Source organism: Vibrio sp. Vb1980 (assembly GCF_033338615.1).
In the GTDB taxonomy this organism is placed as follows: Bacteria; Pseudomonadota; Gammaproteobacteria; order Enterobacterales; family Vibrionaceae; genus Vibrio; species Vibrio alginolyticus.
On the sequence record NZ_JAWOSZ010000010.1, the window covers coordinates 19,228 to 38,385 of the forward strand.

The window sequence follows — 19,158 nt, forward strand, 5'->3', positions numbered from 1 at the left end:
TTTATGCGAAGTCTTAATCTGATTTTCCAACGTTGGGTAGTGGACCAATTCAGACTGCAGAAGAACGCTTACGAGCAAGCCTGGAATTGTAAAACAAACTGGGTTGGTGAGTGTGCTTTGTCTTTTTGGTTTTCATTGAGTTTTGTATTTTTAAAGCCGGTTATTTCGGGTGTTCCCTCATGGAAACTGCCTTTGGTTTACTATCCAAACGTTAATTTTGCTGCGCCAAGATGGTTTGATCCTGTACGTTTTATTATCCAAAGCGTGTGGTTGCTTTGCTTCAGGCAAAACGTAAATACAGCATGGTCCAAAAAACCAGCAGCTTAGCGATGACTTTAGCCGAGCAAATTCGCAATGCGTTCTACTTGCCATTTGAATTGGTTGCAAAAGGCGTCCGCTGGTTAGAACAGACAGCGAACAACATCAAAGATCCACAAGTTCGAGAGCGTATTAAAGCAAGTAAGTCAGCGATGGCGTTGAACTACACCTTGTTGTTTTTCGTGGTGTTAATCGCTTTGCTTTGTTTTACGGTGCCATTTGGTTATCAGGCTCAGACTGTCTTTGTGCTGTTACTCTGGGCATTAGCGATGATGGTCCGTCGCATGCCGGGTCGTTTTCCTACCATGCTTTTGATCATCTTGTCGGTTACGGCCTCATGTCGATACTTGTGGTGGCGTTATTCGTCTACCCTGAACTGGGACGATCCTGTTGCTTTGTTTCTAGGGGGCGTTTTACTTCTAGCTGAGACGTATTCTTGGATTGTGCTGATGCTTGGCTATTTCCAAAATATCTGGCCATTGAATCGCAAACCAGTATCGATGCCACCGGATCAGTCAACTTGGCCAACCATTGACTTGATGATCCCTACTTACAACGAAGATCTCGATGTTGTGAAAGCGACGGTTTATGCCTCGTTAGGTGTCGATTGGCCGAAAGACAAACTTAACATCCACATTCTGGATGACGGCAAGCGTGATAGCTTCCGAGATTTCGCCAAAAGTGTAGGGGTGAACTACATCCGCCGCCCAACGAATGAACATGCGAAAGCCGGTAACATTAACTATGCGTTGAAGCAGACCAGCGGTGAGTTTGTTGCGATTTTTGACTGTGACCATATTCCTACACGAGCATTTTTTCAGCTCACAATGGGGATGTTCCTGAAAGATCCAAAGTTGGCGCTTATTCAGACGCCGCACCATTTTTTCTCACCGGATCCTTTTGAGCGTAACTTATCGAACTTTCGTAACGTGCCAAACGAAGGCAACTTGTTTTACGGCCTGATTCAAGATGGTAACGACTTGTGGGATGCGACTTTCTTCTGTGGCTCGTGCGCTATTTTACGTCGAGAGCCTTTAGAGGAAGTCGGTGGTATTGCAGTCGAAACCGTGACGGAAGATGCGCACACGTCTCTGCGCATGCACCGTTTAGGCTATCGTTCTGCATATCTTAAGCAGCCGATTTCTGCTGGTTTGGCGACAGAAACATTGTCTGCACATGTTGGGCAACGCATTCGTTGGGCTCGCGGGATGGCGCAGATATTTAGGGTAGATAATCCATTGACTGGAAAGGGGCTTAAGCTCTCTCAACGGCTTTGTTACGTCAATGCCATGCTGCACTTTCTATCTGGTATCCCGAGGATTGTATTCCTGATCGCACCCTTGGCTTATTTGTTGCTGCATTCCTACGTGATTTATGCACCAGCGCTGGCGATCATTTTGTACGTATTACCCCACATGATTCACGCCAGCATGACCAACTCTCGTATGCAGGGTGACTACCGTTATTCGTTTTGGGGTGAGGTATACGAAACCGTGCTTGCTTGGTATATCGCAAGGCCAACAACGGTGGCTTTGTTTGCGCCCCATAAAGGGACATTCAACGTAACGGCAAAAGGCGGTTTGGTTGAAAAGTCTCACTACGATTGGGTGATCTCTCGACCATATTTGGTTTTGGTTGCACTCAACATTTTGGGCTTCGCTGTAGGGATTTACCGAATGGGGTGGGGGCCTCAAAATGAAATCGGTACAGTTATCGTGAATCTCGTATGGACGATGTACAACCTGTTGATTTTAGGTGCTGCCGTTGCGGTTGCAGTAGAAGCTAAACAAGTGCGAAAAGATCACCGAGTAGAGGTGGCGATTCCTGTCGCGGTTAGGCTTAATTCTGGGCATTTAATACAAGCGCAGATGAAGGATTTCTCTTTGGGGGGCGTGCGCATAGAAATTGACGGGGTCGATGAACCAACCTGTGCTTACTTACTCGGTCAAACCTTAGAAGTGATCCTCAATCGAGGTGGCCAAGAATTCGTGTTCCCTATGACGGTTGCCTATGCTCATAAGGGGATATTTGGTTTACAACTCAACGAATTGTCTCATCAACAACGAATCCAATACGTCCAATGTACATTTGCACGTGCAGATACATGGGCGAAATGGCAACAAGGTTATCAATCAGATAAACCTCTATCGAGTATGCAGGCTGTACTGCAAGTCGGCTTTAATGGATACAAACGCTTGCTGCAACATTGTCCTAAGTTTGTTCAGGTCAGTGTGGATGCACTTTTATTTTGTATCGAATTTATTTGGTCACTAAGACCTCGTTATGTCCCAATCAGGACCTCAAGTCATGCTAAATAATAAAAAACTAACAGCGTTGACAACGGCTATCACTCTCATGTGTATGTCGTGCAGTCTCGCGGCACAAGAAGTAAGTCAGCAACAAGCAACGCCTTTGGCACAGCAAGATGCTGAAGATTCGACCGTGTTTAAGCGCGTCATCCCATTTAGTCAATTAGGTTACAGTGGTTCAATTGCTATCCAAGGTAGTGAGGCCAGTGCTTATATTGGTTTCGGTTCGCGACTCGATGAGGTGGTATCTAAAGCAACGTTGCACTTTGATATCACACCTTCGCCAGCGTTGCTCTCTTTGGTTTCTCACGTCAAAGTGTATTTGAACAACGAACTTATGGGAGTAGCGTCAATCATCGATGGCCAGCAAGGCAAAAAGTTGAGCTTATCTATGCCGCTGGACACTCGTTACTTTAGTAATTACAACCAAATTCGCTTTGAGTTAATAGGGAATACTCAGAAAGACTGTGCTAACCCCAATGACTCGAGCATTTGGGCTGAGATTAGCCAAAGTAGTCGAATTGAGATGCTTGCTCAAAAGACAGTGCTGGAAAGTGACTTGAGTTTGTTACCGGCTCCTTTTTTTGATGTCCGTGATTTCAGCCAGTTAAATCTGCCTGTCGTGATGGGTAGCAAATACGATTTAGATGATGTCAAGGCTGCCGGTGTCTTGAGCTCTTACTTTGGTGCTCTTGCGGGTTGGCGTGGTGCTCAATTCCCTTTTAGTGTCGACACGTTACCTAAGCGCAACGCCATTGTCTTTGTTACCAATGACAACAAACCTGAGTTTCTGAGAGATTTTCCAGACACGGATGGCCCTCGTCTTCAAGTCATCACTCATCCAACAGACCCGTACGTGAAGCTTCTTCTGGTGACAGGCCGTGACAGTAAGGATCTTAACATTGCGGTGCAAGGTTTGGCGTTGGGAAACCAACTTCTTACTGGACCAATCGCGAAGATTAATGAAGTCAAACAAATCAAACCACGAGTCCCGTACGATGCGCCAAACTGGGTGAGTACGGCTCGTCCTGTTGCATTGTCTGAGTTAGTCGAACAAAAAAGCATGCTGCAAGTGGAAGGCCGAACGCCTCCACCAATCAACGTAAGTTTGCGTTTACCACCCGATCTCTTTACTTGGCAAAGCCGTGGTATACCGATGGATCTTAACTATCGTTATTCACCGCCTGCTGCGGATCATTCCGGCTCTCGTCTGACTTTGAGTATTAATGACCAATTCATTGAGGCGTTCAACCTAACCACAAAAGGTCAAGGTGGAGAATCTAACCGTATACGTGTTCCTTTGTTAGATGATGGCATTCTAAGTGGTGATACGTTTGTTCGCATTCCGGCTTTTAAGGTGGGTAGTCAAAACCGAATCGAGTTTGAGTTTGGTTTTGCGTCGGTGACTGATGGGCAATGTCAGGTGACGCAGCCAAGTAAGCAATACGCGGTCATTGATGGTGACTCTACGGTTGATTTTAGTGGTTTCCCTCACTACATCGAAATGCCAAATATGCGCGCTTTTGCTACTTCTGGCTTCCCTTACACACGCATGGCCGATTTGTCAGAAACTGCGATTGTTGTTCCAGAGAGAGCTCCAAAAGAAGTGTTGCAGACCTTCTTAAACGTCATGGGCTCGTTAGGAAGTGATTCTGGGTACCCAGGTATTCAGGTGCTTTTGACAGATAAATGGAATGCTGAGCAACTAAAAAATAAAGACATCCTGACGATTGGTGTTGTGGATGCACTAGAACAAGCCGCTAATAACCCTGACCAAGTTAACTTAGTGGTTAAAGAAGGTCAGAGACAAATTCGCCTGCCAAGCAAAAATGAAAAGCAGCTCGGAATGAACTGGATGAGTCCAAGTGATGCTCGTCAAGTGGCCGCGGATTATGTTTCTGTTGAGGCAGAAGGCTCTTTTGCTGCTATTTATGGTGCAGAATCGCCATTTACGAAAAAACGCAGCGTCATTTCTATTATGGCGGCTCACCCGTCAGATTTTGCGTCGGTTGATCGCGCGTTGGCTGACTCCGGTAAAGTGGAGCACATGTTTGGCTCGGTAGTGACGTTGAGAAATAACGAAGTAGCAAGCTACAACGTGGGTTCGCACTACTATGTCGGTAAGCTTCCTGTGTGGCAGCTCGTTTGGTATCACTTCTCTAATCACCCAGTCATCGTTGCGTGCTTTGCCGCCTTGCTAGTGGTGATCGTAACCATTGTGCTTTGGCGCGTATTACGTCAAGTCGCGTCTAGACGTTTAGAAAAAACTGAGGAAGAGGAATAATGAAAAAACTCATCTCGTTCCTTATGTTGTTCGTGTCTCCTTACTTGTGGGCTAACACCTGCGAGTGGCCACAATGGGAAACATTTAAGTCGGTATACATGGAGCAAGGCCGAGTCGTTGATGGCAGTGACGAGCGTATGATTACAACCTCGGAAGGCCAATCTTACGCATTGTTCTTTGCCTTGGTTGCCAATGACCCTAAAACCTTCGATCAGGTTTTAAAATGGACTCAATCACATTTGGCTGGTGGGGATTTGACGGCAAGGCTTCCTGCTTGGTTGTGGGGAAGAAAAGAAAATGGTCAGTTCGGAGTCTTGGATTCTAACCCAGCGTCAGATTCTGATTTGTGGATAGCTTACTCCCTTGTTGAGGCGGGGAGATTATGGAATAACTACTACTATCAGACCCTTGGACATCTGATCGCGAGTCGTATTTTACGTGAAGAAACCGTCAACATAGCGGGAGTTGGAACGGTATTGTTGCCAGCTCCAACGGGCTTTGATGCCGACGGCCAGTACCGTGTGAATCCGAGTTATGTTCCGTTACAACTGATTGCTCGTATGCAGTCGCTGTACCCGCAATACAACTGGGACTCAATGTATAAGGCAAGTGTTCACATGCTAGAGAAAACGATGCCAGCTGGCTTTAGCCCAGACTGGGCAGTATTGAGAAATGGTCGTTATAGCTCAGATGTGGTTACAGGGCCGATGGGCAGTTACAACGCGATCCGCACTTATCTTTGGGCGGGTATGCTAAATGACCAAGTTTCAGAAAAAGCAGTATTAGTACAAAAAATGCAGCCGTTTGTCGCGGCAACCAAAGCCCTTGGTGCGCCAGCGAGAGAAGTAAATACTGAAACGGGTAAATATACCCAAGCAGGAAGCGCAGGTTTTTCTGCTGCGGCTCTTCCGTTACTCGCGGCTTCTGGTGAATCTGCGCTGTTGGAGACGCAGTTTCGTCGTGCTCAAAATGAACTTGTGGTGGACAAAAACGATCATTATTACGACAACGTATTAAGTCTATTTGGGCTTGGTTGGCATGAAGAACGTTACCGTTTTGGTGTGCAAGGTGAATTGCTTCCTGTATGGAGCGAGAGATGTCAGTAACAGGATACGTGTTATGGTGGATTCCACTGGTTGCTTTGGCGGCTGGTGGCGTCGGCACTGTGCATGCAGAAAGCTTTAGCTCAAAACCTCTGACAAAGTCGCAGCTCGCACAGGTCTACAAGCCTATCGAGCTGGTTCAATTTTCCACATCATTAGCACGAGTTGACTCGGTTGAGTGGTTAGTTGAGCAGCTAAAACTAGCAGATGCGATTGGCCGAGATGATATTGTCGAGAGTACTCTAGAGAGGCTGTTCGCGATTGAAGAAAGCAATCCAACGGGGCTTTTCTATCAAGCGAATATGTATCTGAAACGTAAGCAGCCAGAATTAGCAAAACCCGTATTTGAGCGCTTAATCAGGCAGGCGCCTCATTCGCCTCAAGCGAAAAACTTGTCATCGATTATGGCCATTCAGGGAGAGAAAAGAGCGGATTATCAGCGCGCCCAGTTGCTTGCAAAATCTGGTCGTTACGATGAAGCGATTCAAGCTTACAAAGCTCTTTTTCCAAATGGAATGCCATCACCAGCGTTACAACTTGAATTCCTACAGTTGCAAAGTAATTTGCCTGGCAGTTGGAGCTCGGTAAAACAGGGACTGGAACGTTTAAATGCAAATTATCCTAGTGTTCCGTCTTTTCAACTCGCGTTAGCCAACCACATTCGCAAAGAGAATCCTGCTGAACCATGGATTCTCGATACCTATAAAAAGTTAGCGCTTGCTCCTTCGGTTGGAACAAATGCGGCAACGTCGTGGTTGCGTGCATTGGATCAATTGCCTATTTCAGATCAAGTTGTTCAGCAATATGCCATCTTAGCTAGCTACTACCCGTCTGACATGGAGATACAAAGAGCGAATCAAAGCGCGAAAGATCGCTGGAAAAAGGAAAAGGAACTACGCAAAGACCCCACTTATCTCGCCAAGCTCAAAGGGTTAGCGTTGCTCGAGGAAGATAAAACCGACCAAGCAGAAGCTCAGCTGCGTTATGCGTTGACGACTCGTCCGCAAGATCCTGAATTGCTTGGTGCTATGGGTAAGGTTTATCTACGTAGAGGGCAGCAACAAAAAGCGCTCGGATACTTTAAACAGGCTCAGCACTTAGATCATAATCCTGACTCGGCCTCAAAATGGGCAGCGCTAATCGAGACTTCTCAATATTGGGCGTATCTTGATCAAGGTGATGCCTTGGTCGAAAAAGGCCAGTTTAAGCAAGCAGAAAGCGCTTATCAAAAAGCGATTCAAGTAGATAAATCCCAACCTTATGCTTATTCATCATTAGGCTCTTTGTATCTGGTACAAGAAAATTATGCCGCGGCAGAGAAGGTTTTCAAACAAGCTTTGCAACTGGATAGCAGCAATAGCTCTGCATTGCGTGGTCGCTTAGATGTTCGTATTCAGCAGCAAAATTGGTCTGGCGCGGAAGCGCTCGCGCGCAGTTACTCAGCCCCACAGCAGAAAGTGGTCGCTGAAAAAATAGCGAGCATCAAGTCGGAAGTTATTTTGACTCGTCTGCGGATCGCAATCGCTCAAAATGATCAGGCAACGATGAAAGCGTCCGTAGAGGAATTGATTGCGCTACAGCCAACCTCCCCATGGTTAAGGCTTGATATTGCTGACGTGGTTCATTCAATGGGCGACAAAGTACGCGCGGATACGCTGATGTCCGATTGGGCTACATCTAGTAATGACCCTGAAATGAAATTTGCTTACGCGCTTTATCTCGCGCAGGACTTCAACGTGAATGAGGCCATCGCTGAGCTAGAGAGTATCGCACAACATGACATGACAGACGCAATGCAGCGCAATTTAACCCGCTTGAAGCTTGATGCTCAGTTGAGAGACATTCAAACGCGTTACTTAGCTTCTCCCGAATCAGTAATGGCGACTTTACGTGCGCTAGAGTCGGATTATCAAGGTCAAATTCAACCGCTCGCTCGTCTAGTGAGTGCGTGGTTAGACATTGATGAAGTTAAGGAAGCTGAGAGGATTTTCCAAAACATTTCGCTTTCAGAAGATTGGTCAACCGATGACAAACTGGCTTACGGCAGCATGATGGTAAGCTTGAATCACTTTGAAGATTTTGATCGTTGGTACGCGGACTTAGCATTAAATTCCGCAACACAAGATTTAAGTGCTTCGGAAGCATTACAGCTTGATGAACTCAAAACCCTTCGACTGTTGAGTCAAGCGGATCTGATGCTGGTTAATCAACAGCCTAAGCTTGCGTTGGATTTGTATGAACAAGTTTCTTTAAAGCCTGAGCCATTTAAAACTCAAGCAGAAATTGGCATGTTGCAAGCTAGTGCTTTGACTGGATATGAAGCGACGTATCACGACATGCACCTCATTTTGAATAAAAAGCGCGATAGCTTAACTGCGGCACAGTTGATGACAGTGGCCGCGGTGTTTAATCAACAAGGCTATCGGAATGACGCTAATGCGCTAAATCAGTTGTTGGATGCGATGCCTGATGCTGATGCATTAGCGTTTCGCAATAGCATGTCTATAGCAATGATAAATCAACAGTGGGCTTTAGCTGAAACACGCGCCTATCAAGCCTTAAATCGTGACCGAATGGATAAAAATCGTGAACCTGAAGAGGCGAAAAAAGAACCCCTAAGCTTACGCGAGCTATATGATACTGCTGACGACTACTGGTTGACTCGTAACGTCAAATCGGACATCGATAAACTGCATGATCGGAGTGATGGGCATGTCATGATTGGCTGGGATTACAGTGCACGAGATGGCCGTAATACTTCGAATCAAGTGCCCATAGAAGCCCGAATCCCGATAGAGAGCTGGGATGGACACCTGTTGCTAAAAGCTGATTATGTTTCTATCGATTCAGGTCAGTTGGACTATTATGAAAAAACCACCGATTCTGACAGCACTTCGTTCCAAAATGACGCATCAGGTATGGCATTTGGAGTGGGCTGGCAGGCTGAAGATTGGTTGGTCGATATCGGCACGACACCAATTGGTTTCGACCATACCACATGGGTTGGTGGTGTGCGCATCAATGGGGGCCTGGGTGAGTTCGGTTGGACGGCAGAAGCTTCGCGTCGCCCAGAGACCAGTAGCACGCTTTCTTATGCTGGAATGTCTGTCCCTAGCGGCACGACTGACCCTCAAGGGACTAAATGGGGCGGAGTTGCTCGTACTGGTGTGAAGTTGAGCTCAAGTTGGGACATTGGTGGCCCTTACGGTTTTTGGAGTAGCTTGCAGTATCATGTTTTGACTGGTGAAAAGGTTGAAGACAACACTCGTTTAGGCGTGTTAGGTGGGGCGTACTACAAGTTGATTGCAACGGATGACCAGCGTTTAAGTATAGGTACGAACTTAATGTACCTTGATTACGACAAAAACCTGGGTGAGTACACGCTAGGTCACGGTGGCTACTACAGCCCGCAAAGTTACTTCTCGGTGTCTTTACCTATCAACTTTTATGGCCGGTACAACAGTTCTTGGTCATATCAATTGAGTGCATCCGTCTCTAACTCTTGGACTAAGGAAGACGCGCCATACTTATCGACAGTAGCGGAGTCAGACAAAGGTGGTGGTTTTGGTACGTCGTTGCAAGCGGCGGTGGAAAAGCGAGTCAGCAAACGTTGGTACCTTGGGGCGTTAGTCGATGTACAACGTTCTGAGTTTTATACACCAAACCATTTCATGCTTTATGCCAAGTACACCTTTAATGATCGTTGGCAACCAATAGAGTATCCGCCAGCAGCACCAACGCTGTATAGCGACTTCTAACAAAAAACAAAGGCCGGAAATCCCGGCCTTTGTTGTCTTATTCTTAGAAGAATGCGGCGCTTAGTACAAAATTGAGTAAAGCTGGCGACGATATTTGCTTGCTAATGCGTTACCTTGACCTAGCGCACTGAGAATATCCATAAAAGTCTTCTTCACTTCACCGTCTTGGGCGCCCAAGTCTTTTTTAAGAATATTCCACAGCAGTTCCAACGCTTCTTCATCCCGACCAACTTGGTTGTATTGTACCGCCAATTCACAAGCGAGTTCGAAGTTTGCCATGTCTGCTGCGTATGCTTGTTCTAGTCGCTGTAACTCAGGGCTATCTGCAGCCTGCAAATGCAGCTCGAGCTTGGCTATTAGGCTCTTGTAGTAGTTATCTTGATACTCGAGAGGGATAGCGTTCAGTAGTTCTTGGGCAATATCAAATTGTTTGGTTTCTAGCAAACAATCAGCCATCGCGAGTTTCACATCACCACGCTCTTGCAGCTCTGGCGGCAAAGTGTGGATGATGCTCAAAGCCTGAGCATGCTCACCTTGCTGAAGAAGTTCACTGACTTGTTTTAATAGTTGTTCATCTGGGCTTGGCAAATGCTTTTGTAGCATGGTAGCAATGGCATCAATTGGCTGGGGGCCTCCCAGACCATCGACGGCTTGACCATTTATAAACAGCGCGATAGTTGGCAATACTTGCACGCCAAATTGAGACGCTAAAGCGGGCTGATCTTCACAATTTAGTAGAGCAAGCGTAAATGCACCGTTGTACTGTTGAGCAAGAGATTGCAACTCAGGGAGTATCTGTGCGCTTTCTGGCTGAGCGTTGGCCCAAAAGTGGATCAAAACGGGCGTGTTCATTGAACCTTCAAGCGTTTCGCGAAAGTTCTGTTCTGTTATCTCAACGATAAATGGGGATTGCATCAGAGTATCCTTGCCTTGTGTCTTGTCGTTGATATTAGATATGGAGTTGATTTAGGTGAAATTCAAGCGACATTCACCATCAACAATGAATCATTCTATTTTGAGAAAACGTGAGGTAACAGAGTGAGGTTATTGCTGCTCAGGTGTTAGATAAAAAGAAAACGCTGCCGAAGCAGCGCAATTCTAATGCTATTTGTTAGTGCGGTATCAAAATAGGATGAACATGGTCAACACTACACCCACACTAAGCCAGTTAAGCTGATTTAATGTCATTGTTGCCTCGCAGTAGTATAAACATTGCTACAAAACGTAATGGGTGGCGATACCAAATCTAAGCAACTCAATCACTTTGGGCGAAAGAATCCCCGCTGAATTGCGTAGAAATTGATTCGTTTAGTTGAGGTTTTTTTAACCTACATGTTCATAATGACATCACATTGTTACGATGAAATTACATTTCGACAAAACTTTTTTATGCAGCCTGTCGCAAAATTTTATCAAGTGCACGGGTTGGTAATAGTCTTTTCAAGACTGCGAATAATTTAGTCGGTGTAGTAATTCGATAACGAATTTTCGGTGAAACGCTAGTTAATGCATGAAGAACTGGTGCGATGCAAGACTCTGCAGGTAAAACAAATCGATTATTAGACTTGTCGTTGTTGAGTCGCTCTCTTTGTCCTTCATAAGCATGACGATGGGGGCTAGATTCAATATCAACCCACTTCTCAAAGGCTCGTAATGCATTGTTTCTAAATTGAGTTTCGATCGGCCCTGGTTCTATCAATGCCACTTTGATATTCGTATCCGCAAGCTCTAGCCTGAGCGTATCTGTCCAGCCTTCTAAGGCAAATTTTGATGCATTATAGGCACCACGGTATTTCATTGCGGCAAAACCAAGAACAGAGCTGTTTTGTATGATGCGTCCTTCGCCTTGCTGGCGCATATGAGGAAGCACCTCTCTGACCAACTGGTGCCAACCAAAAAAGTTGGTCTGAAATTGATCTTGAAGAGCCTCGGTGGGTAAGTCTTCCAGTGCTCCGGGCTGACCATAGGCACCATTATTGAACACTGCGTAAAGCTTACCTTCTGCTAACTCTAGCGCTTGCTTCACGCCCGAAGAAATGCTTTCTGGGCTATTTAGGTCTAGATTGATGCAGGTTAGCCCTTCATTAATTAGGCGCTGGACATCTTGTTCTTTCCTACAAGATGCAATGACATTAAATCCCTTGTTTTGTAGGGCGTGAGCGCACACGTAACCGATGCCGGTTGAACAACCCGTAATAAGAATCGACTTTTTCATAATTTAATTTAAGACTCAGAAACCTTGATTAGAGCCATCATTCATCAGCTCCGGTCATGAAACAAGTGCTTGAGTGCTGGCTCTATTCTGGAGTAGCTAAATTTAAAGCCCAGTTCGGTGAGTTTTTTGGGTTTGGCTCTCATGCTATCAAACAATAAGCAGGAAGATTCTCCCATTAGGAGTTCCATCGCCCATTTAGGCGTGAACAAGATATGCGGACGTTTTAGCGTTTTAGCTAGTGTGCCGCTGAATATACGATTAGTCACAGGATGGGGGGCGCACATATTGAATGCACCGTGGGCATGTGGTGTTTCAAGCAAGTACATGATGGCGCGGACCATATCTAGGATGTGAATCCAAGGCATGTACTGATTACCGTTCCCGAGTGGGCCGCCTACGCCAAGCTTGTAAGGTAATAGCATTTTTGCCAACGCACCACCATTAAGGCCGAGTACCACGCCAGTTCTCAGTAGACAAACCCGTGTTTGTTCCGACTCTGCGCGCTTGGCTATTTGCTCCCACTTTGCACAAACCTCGTGAGGAAAGTCGTCGCTATTAACATGTAAGCACTCATCAAACGGATGGTCTTGTTGATCACCATAGTAGCCAACTGCCGAGCCACTAATAAAAACAGAAGGAGGTTCGGTACTAGCGTGGATCAGCTCAACAATTTGCTCGGTAATTTTCCAACGACTTTTGCAGATTTTTTCTTTTTGCTCGCTGGTCCACCTTTTATCCGCAATAGGCTCACCTGCAAGATTAATGACGGCATCAACGTGATTGAGATCGGCGAACGACTCGAGCGAGTCAAGGTATTCGATATTACCCAGATCAGCATGCTGTAGGCGTTGTTTTGCTCGCTCTGGAGAGCGTGTAAGTAGCATAACCTGGTGAGTTGATAGCAGCTTGAGCAACTCCGAGCCAATAAACCCAGTGCCACCTGTGAGTAATATCTTCATGTTATCTCTTTGAATGTACACGTATTAGAACATTATAGTCGTTTTGTGCTTAGCTTGATCATCTCAACACCATTATTTCTGGGATAGTGACAAGCTGGCAGAGATACTATTAACTTCACATATTAGAAAATATGTAACTAAATGTTATAGATGGCGCTAGTGCATTCACGGTAGAAGAGTGAAATCTATGCCAGACTAGAAGTTATCGCTCATTGGAATGGCGTAATCAGTTTGCACAATCAAGGAGGATAGGCATGGAAGCATTTGTTGCGCTTTTTCGAGCGCTCCTCAATAGTGCTCGTGATTTATTACCCATCATCATTGTTATCACTTTTTTCCAATTAGTCGTTTTGCAAGAGCCGCTGCCCAACCTGGTCTCCATTCTTTTTGGCTTGTTGCTTGTCGTTTTAGGATTAACCTTTTTTATCTTTGGCCTAGAACTTGGTCTTTTTCCTATCGGAGAGAGTATGGCTCAAGCCTTTGCAAAAAAAGGCAGCGTGTTTTGGTTATTAGTCTTTGCGTTTTGTCTAGGCTTTGGCACCACGATCGCCGAGCCTGCATTAACGGCCGTAGCAGAAGAAGCATCAGAAGTTGCGGCAGAAGGAGGGATGATCACAAACTCAGAGCAATCCATGCAGGATTATGGACAAGGGCTACGAGTAACGGTGGCACTTTCTGTGGGGATCGCTATCGTTATTGGCGTTCTGCGCATCTTAAAAGGGTGGCCAATTCATTACATGATCATCGGCGGCTACGTCGGCGTTGTAATACTGACGTGGTTTGCACCTGAAGCCATTATTGGCGTTGCTTACGATTCCGGAGGTGTAACCACGTCCACCATAACAGTACCTTTGGTCACTGCACTGGGTGTCGGTTTAGCGTCTTCTATTAAAGGGCGTAACCCTATGGTGGATGGCTTTGGTTTAATCGCTTTTGCCTCGCTGTTACCGATGATGTTTGTGATGGTTTACGGAATGGTCGTAACATGATTTCAATTGATCATTTCCTAGACACTTTGTTATCGACCGTTCGAGACGTCGTTCCCATCGCCAGCATTATTTTTGGTTTTCAGTTAGCGGTGTTAAGGCGTCCTGTTAGCAACCTTAAGAAAGTTTTGCTTGGGTTCGTTTATGTGATTTTCGGGTTAGCTCTTTTTTTACTTGGATTAGAAATGGCGTTGTTTCCACTTGGGGAGACGATGGCTGTGCAATTAACGGCGCCGGAGTTTTTACAAGAGTTCAAAGTATCGGTAGGGAAAGCCTTAATGTGGGTCGACTATTATTGGGTTTACACCTTCGCCTTTTTTATAGGCTTTAGTACCACGATTGCAGAGCCTTCTTTAATCGCTGTAGCGATAAAAGCAAACCAAGTCTCTGGAGGCAGTATCAGTATTAACGGCTTGCGCGTAGCCGTTGCGTTTGGGGTGGCAATTGGTATTGCATTAGGGAGTTACCGGATTGTCGTGGGCGATCCCATTCATTATTACATCATCGCGGGTTACATCGTCGTTGTGATTCAAACGTTTTACGCTCCTAAGCTTATTGTTCCACTCGCCTACGATTCTGGAGGCGTAACAACTTCTACCGTCACTGTCCCACTTGTAACTGCATTAGGGTTAGGGCTTGCTTCGACCGTCCCTGGAAGAAACCCAATGATTGATGGCTTTGGCTTGATCGCGTTTGCCAGTCTATTTCCTATGATCTCTGTGATGGGCTATGCGCAAATAACCCAGTGGCTGAATAAAAACGTCTCGGAGGAAGAAGAAAATGCGCTTTAAATTGATACTTGCGTTTGTTGAAGACAGCAAAACAGACAAGGTGTTGGACGCTGCACGCGATGCTGGTGCGACCGGTGCAACAGTGATTAACAATGCTCGCGGGCAAGGTTTAAATCAAAAGCGAACGTTTTTTGGTTTAACGCTAGAAGTGCAAAAAGATGTGCTGCTGTTTGTGGTCGAGGAACATCTATCTCGACACATATTAGAGACCATTAATGAGGTTGGTGAATTTGACAGAGAGTCGGGACAGGGGATTGCTGTTCAGATCGATATTGAAGATGCAGTCGGTGTCGCGCATCAAGTCGAGACATTGACCAAAGTAGTCGAGGATGAATTATGAGTGATCAAACGATAATTAGAGTTCGAGATGTTATGGCGGCAACGTATGTAATGGTTGATGGACTGATGACCGTATACGAAGGCATAACGCTAGCGAAAAAATACCAAGTCAAAGCGCTGGTGGTGAAAAAGCGAGATGATAATGATGAATATGGCATCGTGTTGATGAATGATATCGCCAAAAAGGTGCTGGCGAATAATCGTTCTCCTCAGCGCACAAATATTTATGAAATCATGACCAAGCCTGCTTTGTGTGTCGAACCAGATATGAACGTAAAATATTGTGCACGTTTGTTTGAGCGATTTGGCATAAGCAGAGCGCCGGTCATTGAAAGTGGCGAGGTCATTGGGATGGTGAGTTATAACAATATTGTCATCAACGGTATGGTGCGAGAAGAAGTGTAATAGGTTGATATAAATGAAAAATCAACGAATTTTTTCTCAAGTCAGCGACTGTTACAAAGAACTAAAATATTTAATATATGTTAGGTTGCATATGTGTTAATTCACCATTATTCTTTGCGCCCTAAGCCTAATGTCGAGGAATCTGTATCATGCCTTTAGTCTCTTGCCCCGTGTGTGAGAAACAAATCTCAAAACGCGCTCATGCATGTCCAGGATGCGGAGAGCCCGATCCGCTGCACCATCTAGCCAAATCAAAATTTATGTCGATGGTGTTTTGGATACTGGTGTTGGTTGGAACAGCGTATGCAGCATGGTTCTATGTTTTGCCTATGGTCATTGAATCATTGCGCTATCAGTAGTATTCAAACCGTCGTAGGTTGAGCTGCTAAAAAAATGCCGTAGAATGACCTCATACTTTTTGAGGAGACAATGTCGTGAAACTATTTTTTGCCTCAGACCTGCATGGCTCTTTGCCAGCAACTAAAGAAACCATTGAGCTATTTCTGGCCTCTGGTGCGCACCACCTGATTTTGCTAGGAGATACGCTAAACCATGGGCCGCGAAACCCTATTCCGGAAGGCTACAACCCTCCACAGGTAGCAGACTTATTGAACCAATACAGTGATCAAATTATTTCTGTACGTGGCAACTGTGATAGTGAAGTGGACCAAATGCTATTGAAGTTTCCAATGATGATGGATTACTCATGGGTGCTACTTGAATCTGGCAAGAGAATCTTTTTGACTCATGGTCACTTGTACAACTCTGAAAAACGGCCGCCACTGCGCGAAGGTGATATCATCGCCCACGGGCATACACATGTTCCCGTCGCAGAGATGCAAGATGGAGCCATTATATTCAACCCAGGCTCGATGACATTCCCACGTAATGGCTTACCGAGAAGCTTTGGTACTCTAGAAGACAATAAGCTAACGGTAAAAACGCCAGAAGGCGAAGTATTAGCACAAACCATGATTTAACGGTTTTACTAAGTAAAAAAATAGGGAGCGAATTGCTCCCTATTTTGTGTCTGAATGTCCTAAATCGCGTTCTGGGTCGATAATGTCTCTAACGCGCTGTTTTAGCACCTTGGCTTCAGGAAAGCCGCTGTCTTTTTTCCGTTCCCAAATTTGCTGGCCATTACAGAAAATTTCGAAGCGACCACCTGTGTCTGGGTGTAAGCTGATTGTTTCTATTTCTTCACTAAAAGTATGCAGTAATTCTTGCGATAGCCAAGTTGAACGCAACATCCAGTTGCACTGGCGGCAGTAATAAATATCAATGATTGCTTTATCCATGAAACTTTCCTTTTAATCTTTTTAAACCAGCAACTTGATGCCCACCGCAAACGTGAGAATTTCGAATGCAACTTTAATCACTCTGTTGCTGTATCGAGTCGCGGCCCATGCGCCTAAACTGCCGCCTAGAAAAGAGCTTAACAATAAAACAGGTAACCAAGCCCAGTGAATAGGCGCCCCTGCCTGTACGACGGCAATGCCTCCAATGCCATTCCAAAACAGGCCGACACAAATCATGGTGTAAGCAACGGCTTGTTTGTAGTCGTAACCAAACCAGCGCACCAAAAATAGTGTCACGAGCAAACCAGAACCTGCGGTAAGAGATCCGTTAATGATGCCGATAAACAGTAAGCCAATTCCACCAATAACCCAACCGATAGGATGACGGTTACGTATTACTTCAGCTTGGCCTAGCGATGTCTTAAATCGCGAGTAGATACCTAGCGCTAGGATCATCGTGCCGAGCATCTTTTCCGCGATACCATCAGGGATCTGTACAATTAAGTTAGCCCCTAAAATCACGCCAATACTACCGGACAAGATAAGGTAGAGCGCGATTTTCCATTTAATAGTGCCTGATCTTAAATGCGTGCTTGCTGCGCCTAAGCCTAAAGCAACCGAAGCCACCTTATGTGTGCCTAGCGCAACGGAGAACGGTAAGCCGAGAAAGATGAGTAAAGGGAATTGAAGCAAGCCTGCTCCGCCACCAGAAAGTGAAGCCATCGTGTTGGCGATTAGTGAACCGAAAAAGAGAGTAGTGGTATCTAGCCAATCCATAAGCAAAACAAAGGGGGCGTCTTGCCCCCTTATCATCCAATCAAAATTAGTTTTTAAACAGTACCGAAGAACCGTGGTTCAAGCTAGTGAGCAATAGTGTTTTTTCGTTCACGACGTCAATACGACGACTTTGCTCCGCATCTAGCTTAAAAATTTGAGTAATTAAACGTAGCTGTGCTTCGGAAAAGTCTTTTGATTGAGAAGATGAAATATCTTTAAACTCCGAAGGCGAGACCAACAAATAGTTGTCACTTACTTCCCAGCGGCCTTTTTCCGAGATATTTATCGTTGATTCTGCGGTTGAACCTTGAGCGAATAGTTTTATATTTGCTACGCGAATATAGTCACCATTAGGGAGATATTTCACGTTTGATTCAACATTAACTCGGCGTAGTGGGCCGACAGTATCGTCAGGCAAGCTGTCTGTAATGACTGTCACCATGGTCGACTGCCATTCGTTTGCTGTGAGGAGCTGTTCCACTTTTAGGTCACTTCCCCAATACAACCAACTACTGAAAAGAACGGATACGGCCAAAACCGCAGATGCTAATTTAATCTTCATATTGGCCTCCTTTATTTGCAGATGTCTGTTGGATCGTTTTGACCTGCGAAAATACGCAGTGTTACGTTCTCGTAAGAGTGGTTACTGTCATGAATGTAGTTCAGAATCAGCTGGTTATTTTGTCCGCCAGTGGCAATCACTTCCACTGGCAACGAGTCTTCTGCATGGTGCTTCACGTAGCGCTCAATGCATTGCTCTATTGAGGGCAACCAGTTGTTGATTTGAGGGTGATTTACAGGTGTCATCACCGGTACATTTTGATACTCACCAATCTGACGGAATTGGGATTCCGCTGGGTTCGTGAATAACAATACGCAAACAGGAAGCAGCAGAGATAAAAAGATAATGACACGCGGTAGCCAGTTAATCGTGTTAGATGCTGGCTTCGGCTGAGTTTTAGTCGGCTCTACTTGAGGCTCAAGATCAGCAGTAGTATCGGTCACTATCTCTGTTGGTGGTGTATCGCTCGCTTCTAACTCCACTGCTGGCGCTTCGTGTTCAGAAGCGCTTTCTTCAACGTCAGTGTTAGAGTCAGTAGAAAATGGGCTCAAGCGTTCCACTGAACAAATGAGTTGGTAGCCACGTTTAGGTACCGTTTTAACAAACTCTGGAGATTTTGTTGAATCCTTCAACATCTTACGCAGAGTAGAAATCGCTTGAGTCAGGCTTGAGTCATCCACCTCAAAACCTTGCTCACGCCAAACAAACTCGTGAAGCTCGTTACGGGTTAAAACTTCGTTTGGTCTCTCTGCCAACATCAGAAGTATACGGCTTTCGTTGCTTCCTAATCGTACAACGTCGTTGCCGTTTTGTTGGTCAGCGAGCGAATTACTATTTGGATCAAAGGTGAACCTTTGAGCAAGTAGAAATTTGGTGCCAATGTTAGTCATTTAGTTCTTCTTAGATGGATGATGTTGTAATTATGGTGATTTATGTCACAAAATTACCGGGGCGCTTGGAGTGCGCACGACATTTTAGATGCTTTTAGACGGGTAGGATAATTAAAATTTTCTAAAAAAACACCGTTTTTAGCAATATTGACCTTGAATTTACA

General features: G+C 45.4%; 16 protein-coding genes and 1 pseudogene. 10 read left to right on the forward strand and 7 right to left on the reverse strand.

From position 1 onward, the window contains the following. Positions 1 to 3 precede the first annotated feature (3 nt). The 4 genes and pseudogenes from bcsA to R7F64_RS15410 all read left to right on the forward strand — a co-directional run bounded on the left by bcsA (position 4) and on the right by R7F64_RS15410 (position 9,772). Positions 4 to 2,636 (forward strand): annotated as a pseudogene (bcsA, locus tag R7F64_RS15395) (UDP-forming cellulose synthase catalytic subunit). Continuing rightward, positions 2,626 to 4,911: a cellulose biosynthesis cyclic di-GMP-binding regulatory protein BcsB gene (gene bcsB / locus R7F64_RS15400; protein ID WP_318071874.1), complete on the forward strand. Its 2,286-nt coding sequence runs from the start codon at positions 2,626 to 2,628 to the stop codon at positions 4,909 to 4,911. The pseudogene bcsA and the gene bcsB overlap by 11 nt, the downstream one beginning before the upstream one ends. Next, positions 4,911 to 6,017, forward strand: a complete 1,107-nt coding sequence (gene bcsZ, locus R7F64_RS15405; RefSeq protein ID WP_054575226.1) for a cellulose synthase complex periplasmic endoglucanase BcsZ — start codon at positions 4,911 to 4,913, stop codon at positions 6,015 to 6,017. Before bcsB ends, bcsZ begins: the two co-directional genes overlap by 1 nt. Then, entirely contained in the window at positions 6,008 to 9,772 is a 3,765-nt protein-coding gene (locus R7F64_RS15410; protein ID WP_318071875.1) for a cellulose synthase subunit BcsC-related outer membrane protein, read from the forward strand. Before bcsZ ends, R7F64_RS15410 begins: the two co-directional genes overlap by 10 nt. A gap of 60 nt (positions 9,773 to 9,832) precedes the next feature. Here R7F64_RS15410 and R7F64_RS15415 read toward each other — a convergent pair whose 3' ends face one another. The 3 genes from R7F64_RS15415 to R7F64_RS15425 form a co-directional block, all read right to left on the reverse strand. Continuing rightward, entirely contained in the window at positions 9,833 to 10,687 is an 855-nt protein-coding gene (locus R7F64_RS15415; RefSeq protein ID WP_054578026.1) for a co-chaperone YbbN, read from the reverse strand. A gap of 472 nt (positions 10,688 to 11,159) precedes the next feature. Next, a complete protein-coding gene (locus tag R7F64_RS15420; RefSeq protein WP_017634824.1) occupies positions 11,160 to 11,987 on the reverse strand; it encodes an SDR family oxidoreductase in 828 nt (275 codons plus the stop codon). 44 nt (positions 11,988 to 12,031) lie between these two features. Further along, on the reverse strand, positions 12,032 to 12,946 hold the full coding sequence (locus tag R7F64_RS15425) for a TIGR01777 family oxidoreductase (protein ID WP_318071876.1): 915 nt from the start codon (positions 12,944 to 12,946) through the stop codon (positions 12,032 to 12,034). 254 nt (positions 12,947 to 13,200) lie between these two features. Here R7F64_RS15425 and R7F64_RS15430 point away from each other — a divergent pair, with 254 nt between their 5' ends. From R7F64_RS15430 to yfcE, 6 genes are all read left to right on the forward strand, one after another. Further along, positions 13,201 to 13,935, forward strand: a complete 735-nt coding sequence (locus R7F64_RS15430; RefSeq protein ID WP_017634823.1) for a DUF1538 domain-containing protein — start codon at positions 13,201 to 13,203, stop codon at positions 13,933 to 13,935. After that, positions 13,932 to 14,723: a DUF1538 domain-containing protein gene (locus tag R7F64_RS15435; protein ID WP_005382078.1), complete on the forward strand. Its 792-nt coding sequence runs from the start codon at positions 13,932 to 13,934 to the stop codon at positions 14,721 to 14,723. Before R7F64_RS15430 ends, R7F64_RS15435 begins: the two co-directional genes overlap by 4 nt. Further along, positions 14,713 to 15,063 carry a P-II family nitrogen regulator gene (locus R7F64_RS15440; RefSeq protein ID WP_054578025.1) on the forward strand — a complete coding sequence of 117 codons (351 nt, stop codon included), beginning with the start codon at positions 14,713 to 14,715 and terminating at the stop codon, positions 15,061 to 15,063. The genes R7F64_RS15435 and R7F64_RS15440 overlap by 11 nt, the downstream gene beginning before the upstream one ends. Continuing rightward, positions 15,060 to 15,467 (forward strand): CBS domain-containing protein, encoded by a 408-nt coding sequence (locus tag R7F64_RS15445; RefSeq protein WP_005382085.1) that lies wholly within the window; start codon positions 15,060 to 15,062, stop codon positions 15,465 to 15,467. Before R7F64_RS15440 ends, R7F64_RS15445 begins: the two co-directional genes overlap by 4 nt. 149 nt (positions 15,468 to 15,616) lie before the next feature. Further along, positions 15,617 to 15,826, forward strand: a complete 210-nt coding sequence (locus tag R7F64_RS15450; RefSeq protein ID WP_005382086.1) for a hypothetical protein — start codon at positions 15,617 to 15,619, stop codon at positions 15,824 to 15,826. 75 nt (positions 15,827 to 15,901) lie between these two features. Beyond that, on the forward strand, positions 15,902 to 16,447 hold the full coding sequence (yfcE, locus tag R7F64_RS15455) for a phosphodiesterase (RefSeq protein ID WP_017634822.1): 546 nt from the start codon (positions 15,902 to 15,904) through the stop codon (positions 16,445 to 16,447). Between the two features lie 39 nt (positions 16,448 to 16,486). On the opposite strand, the gene R7F64_RS15460 is transcribed toward yfcE, so the two are convergent. The 4 genes from R7F64_RS15460 to R7F64_RS15475 are packed head-to-tail and all read right to left on the reverse strand — an operon-like array spanning position 16,487 to position 18,994. Further along, positions 16,487 to 16,765 (reverse strand): SelT/SelW/SelH family protein, encoded by a 279-nt coding sequence (locus tag R7F64_RS15460; protein ID WP_005382088.1) that lies wholly within the window; start codon positions 16,763 to 16,765, stop codon positions 16,487 to 16,489. Between the two features lie 21 nt (positions 16,766 to 16,786). Then, entirely contained in the window at positions 16,787 to 17,542 is a 756-nt protein-coding gene (locus R7F64_RS15465) for a sulfite exporter TauE/SafE family protein (protein ID WP_017634821.1), read from the reverse strand. Between the two features lie 46 nt (positions 17,543 to 17,588). Continuing rightward, positions 17,589 to 18,104: a transmembrane regulator ToxS gene (toxS, locus tag R7F64_RS15470; RefSeq protein ID WP_005382091.1), complete on the reverse strand. Its 516-nt coding sequence runs from the start codon at positions 18,102 to 18,104 to the stop codon at positions 17,589 to 17,591. An 11-nt stretch (positions 18,105 to 18,115) separates the two neighbouring features. Beyond that, the gene (locus tag R7F64_RS15475) at positions 18,116 to 18,994 is read right to left on the reverse strand and encodes a transcriptional regulator (RefSeq protein ID WP_017634819.1); all 879 of its coding nucleotides are present in this window, start codon (positions 18,992 to 18,994) and stop codon (positions 18,116 to 18,118) included. Positions 18,995 to 19,158: the final 164 nt, after the last annotated feature.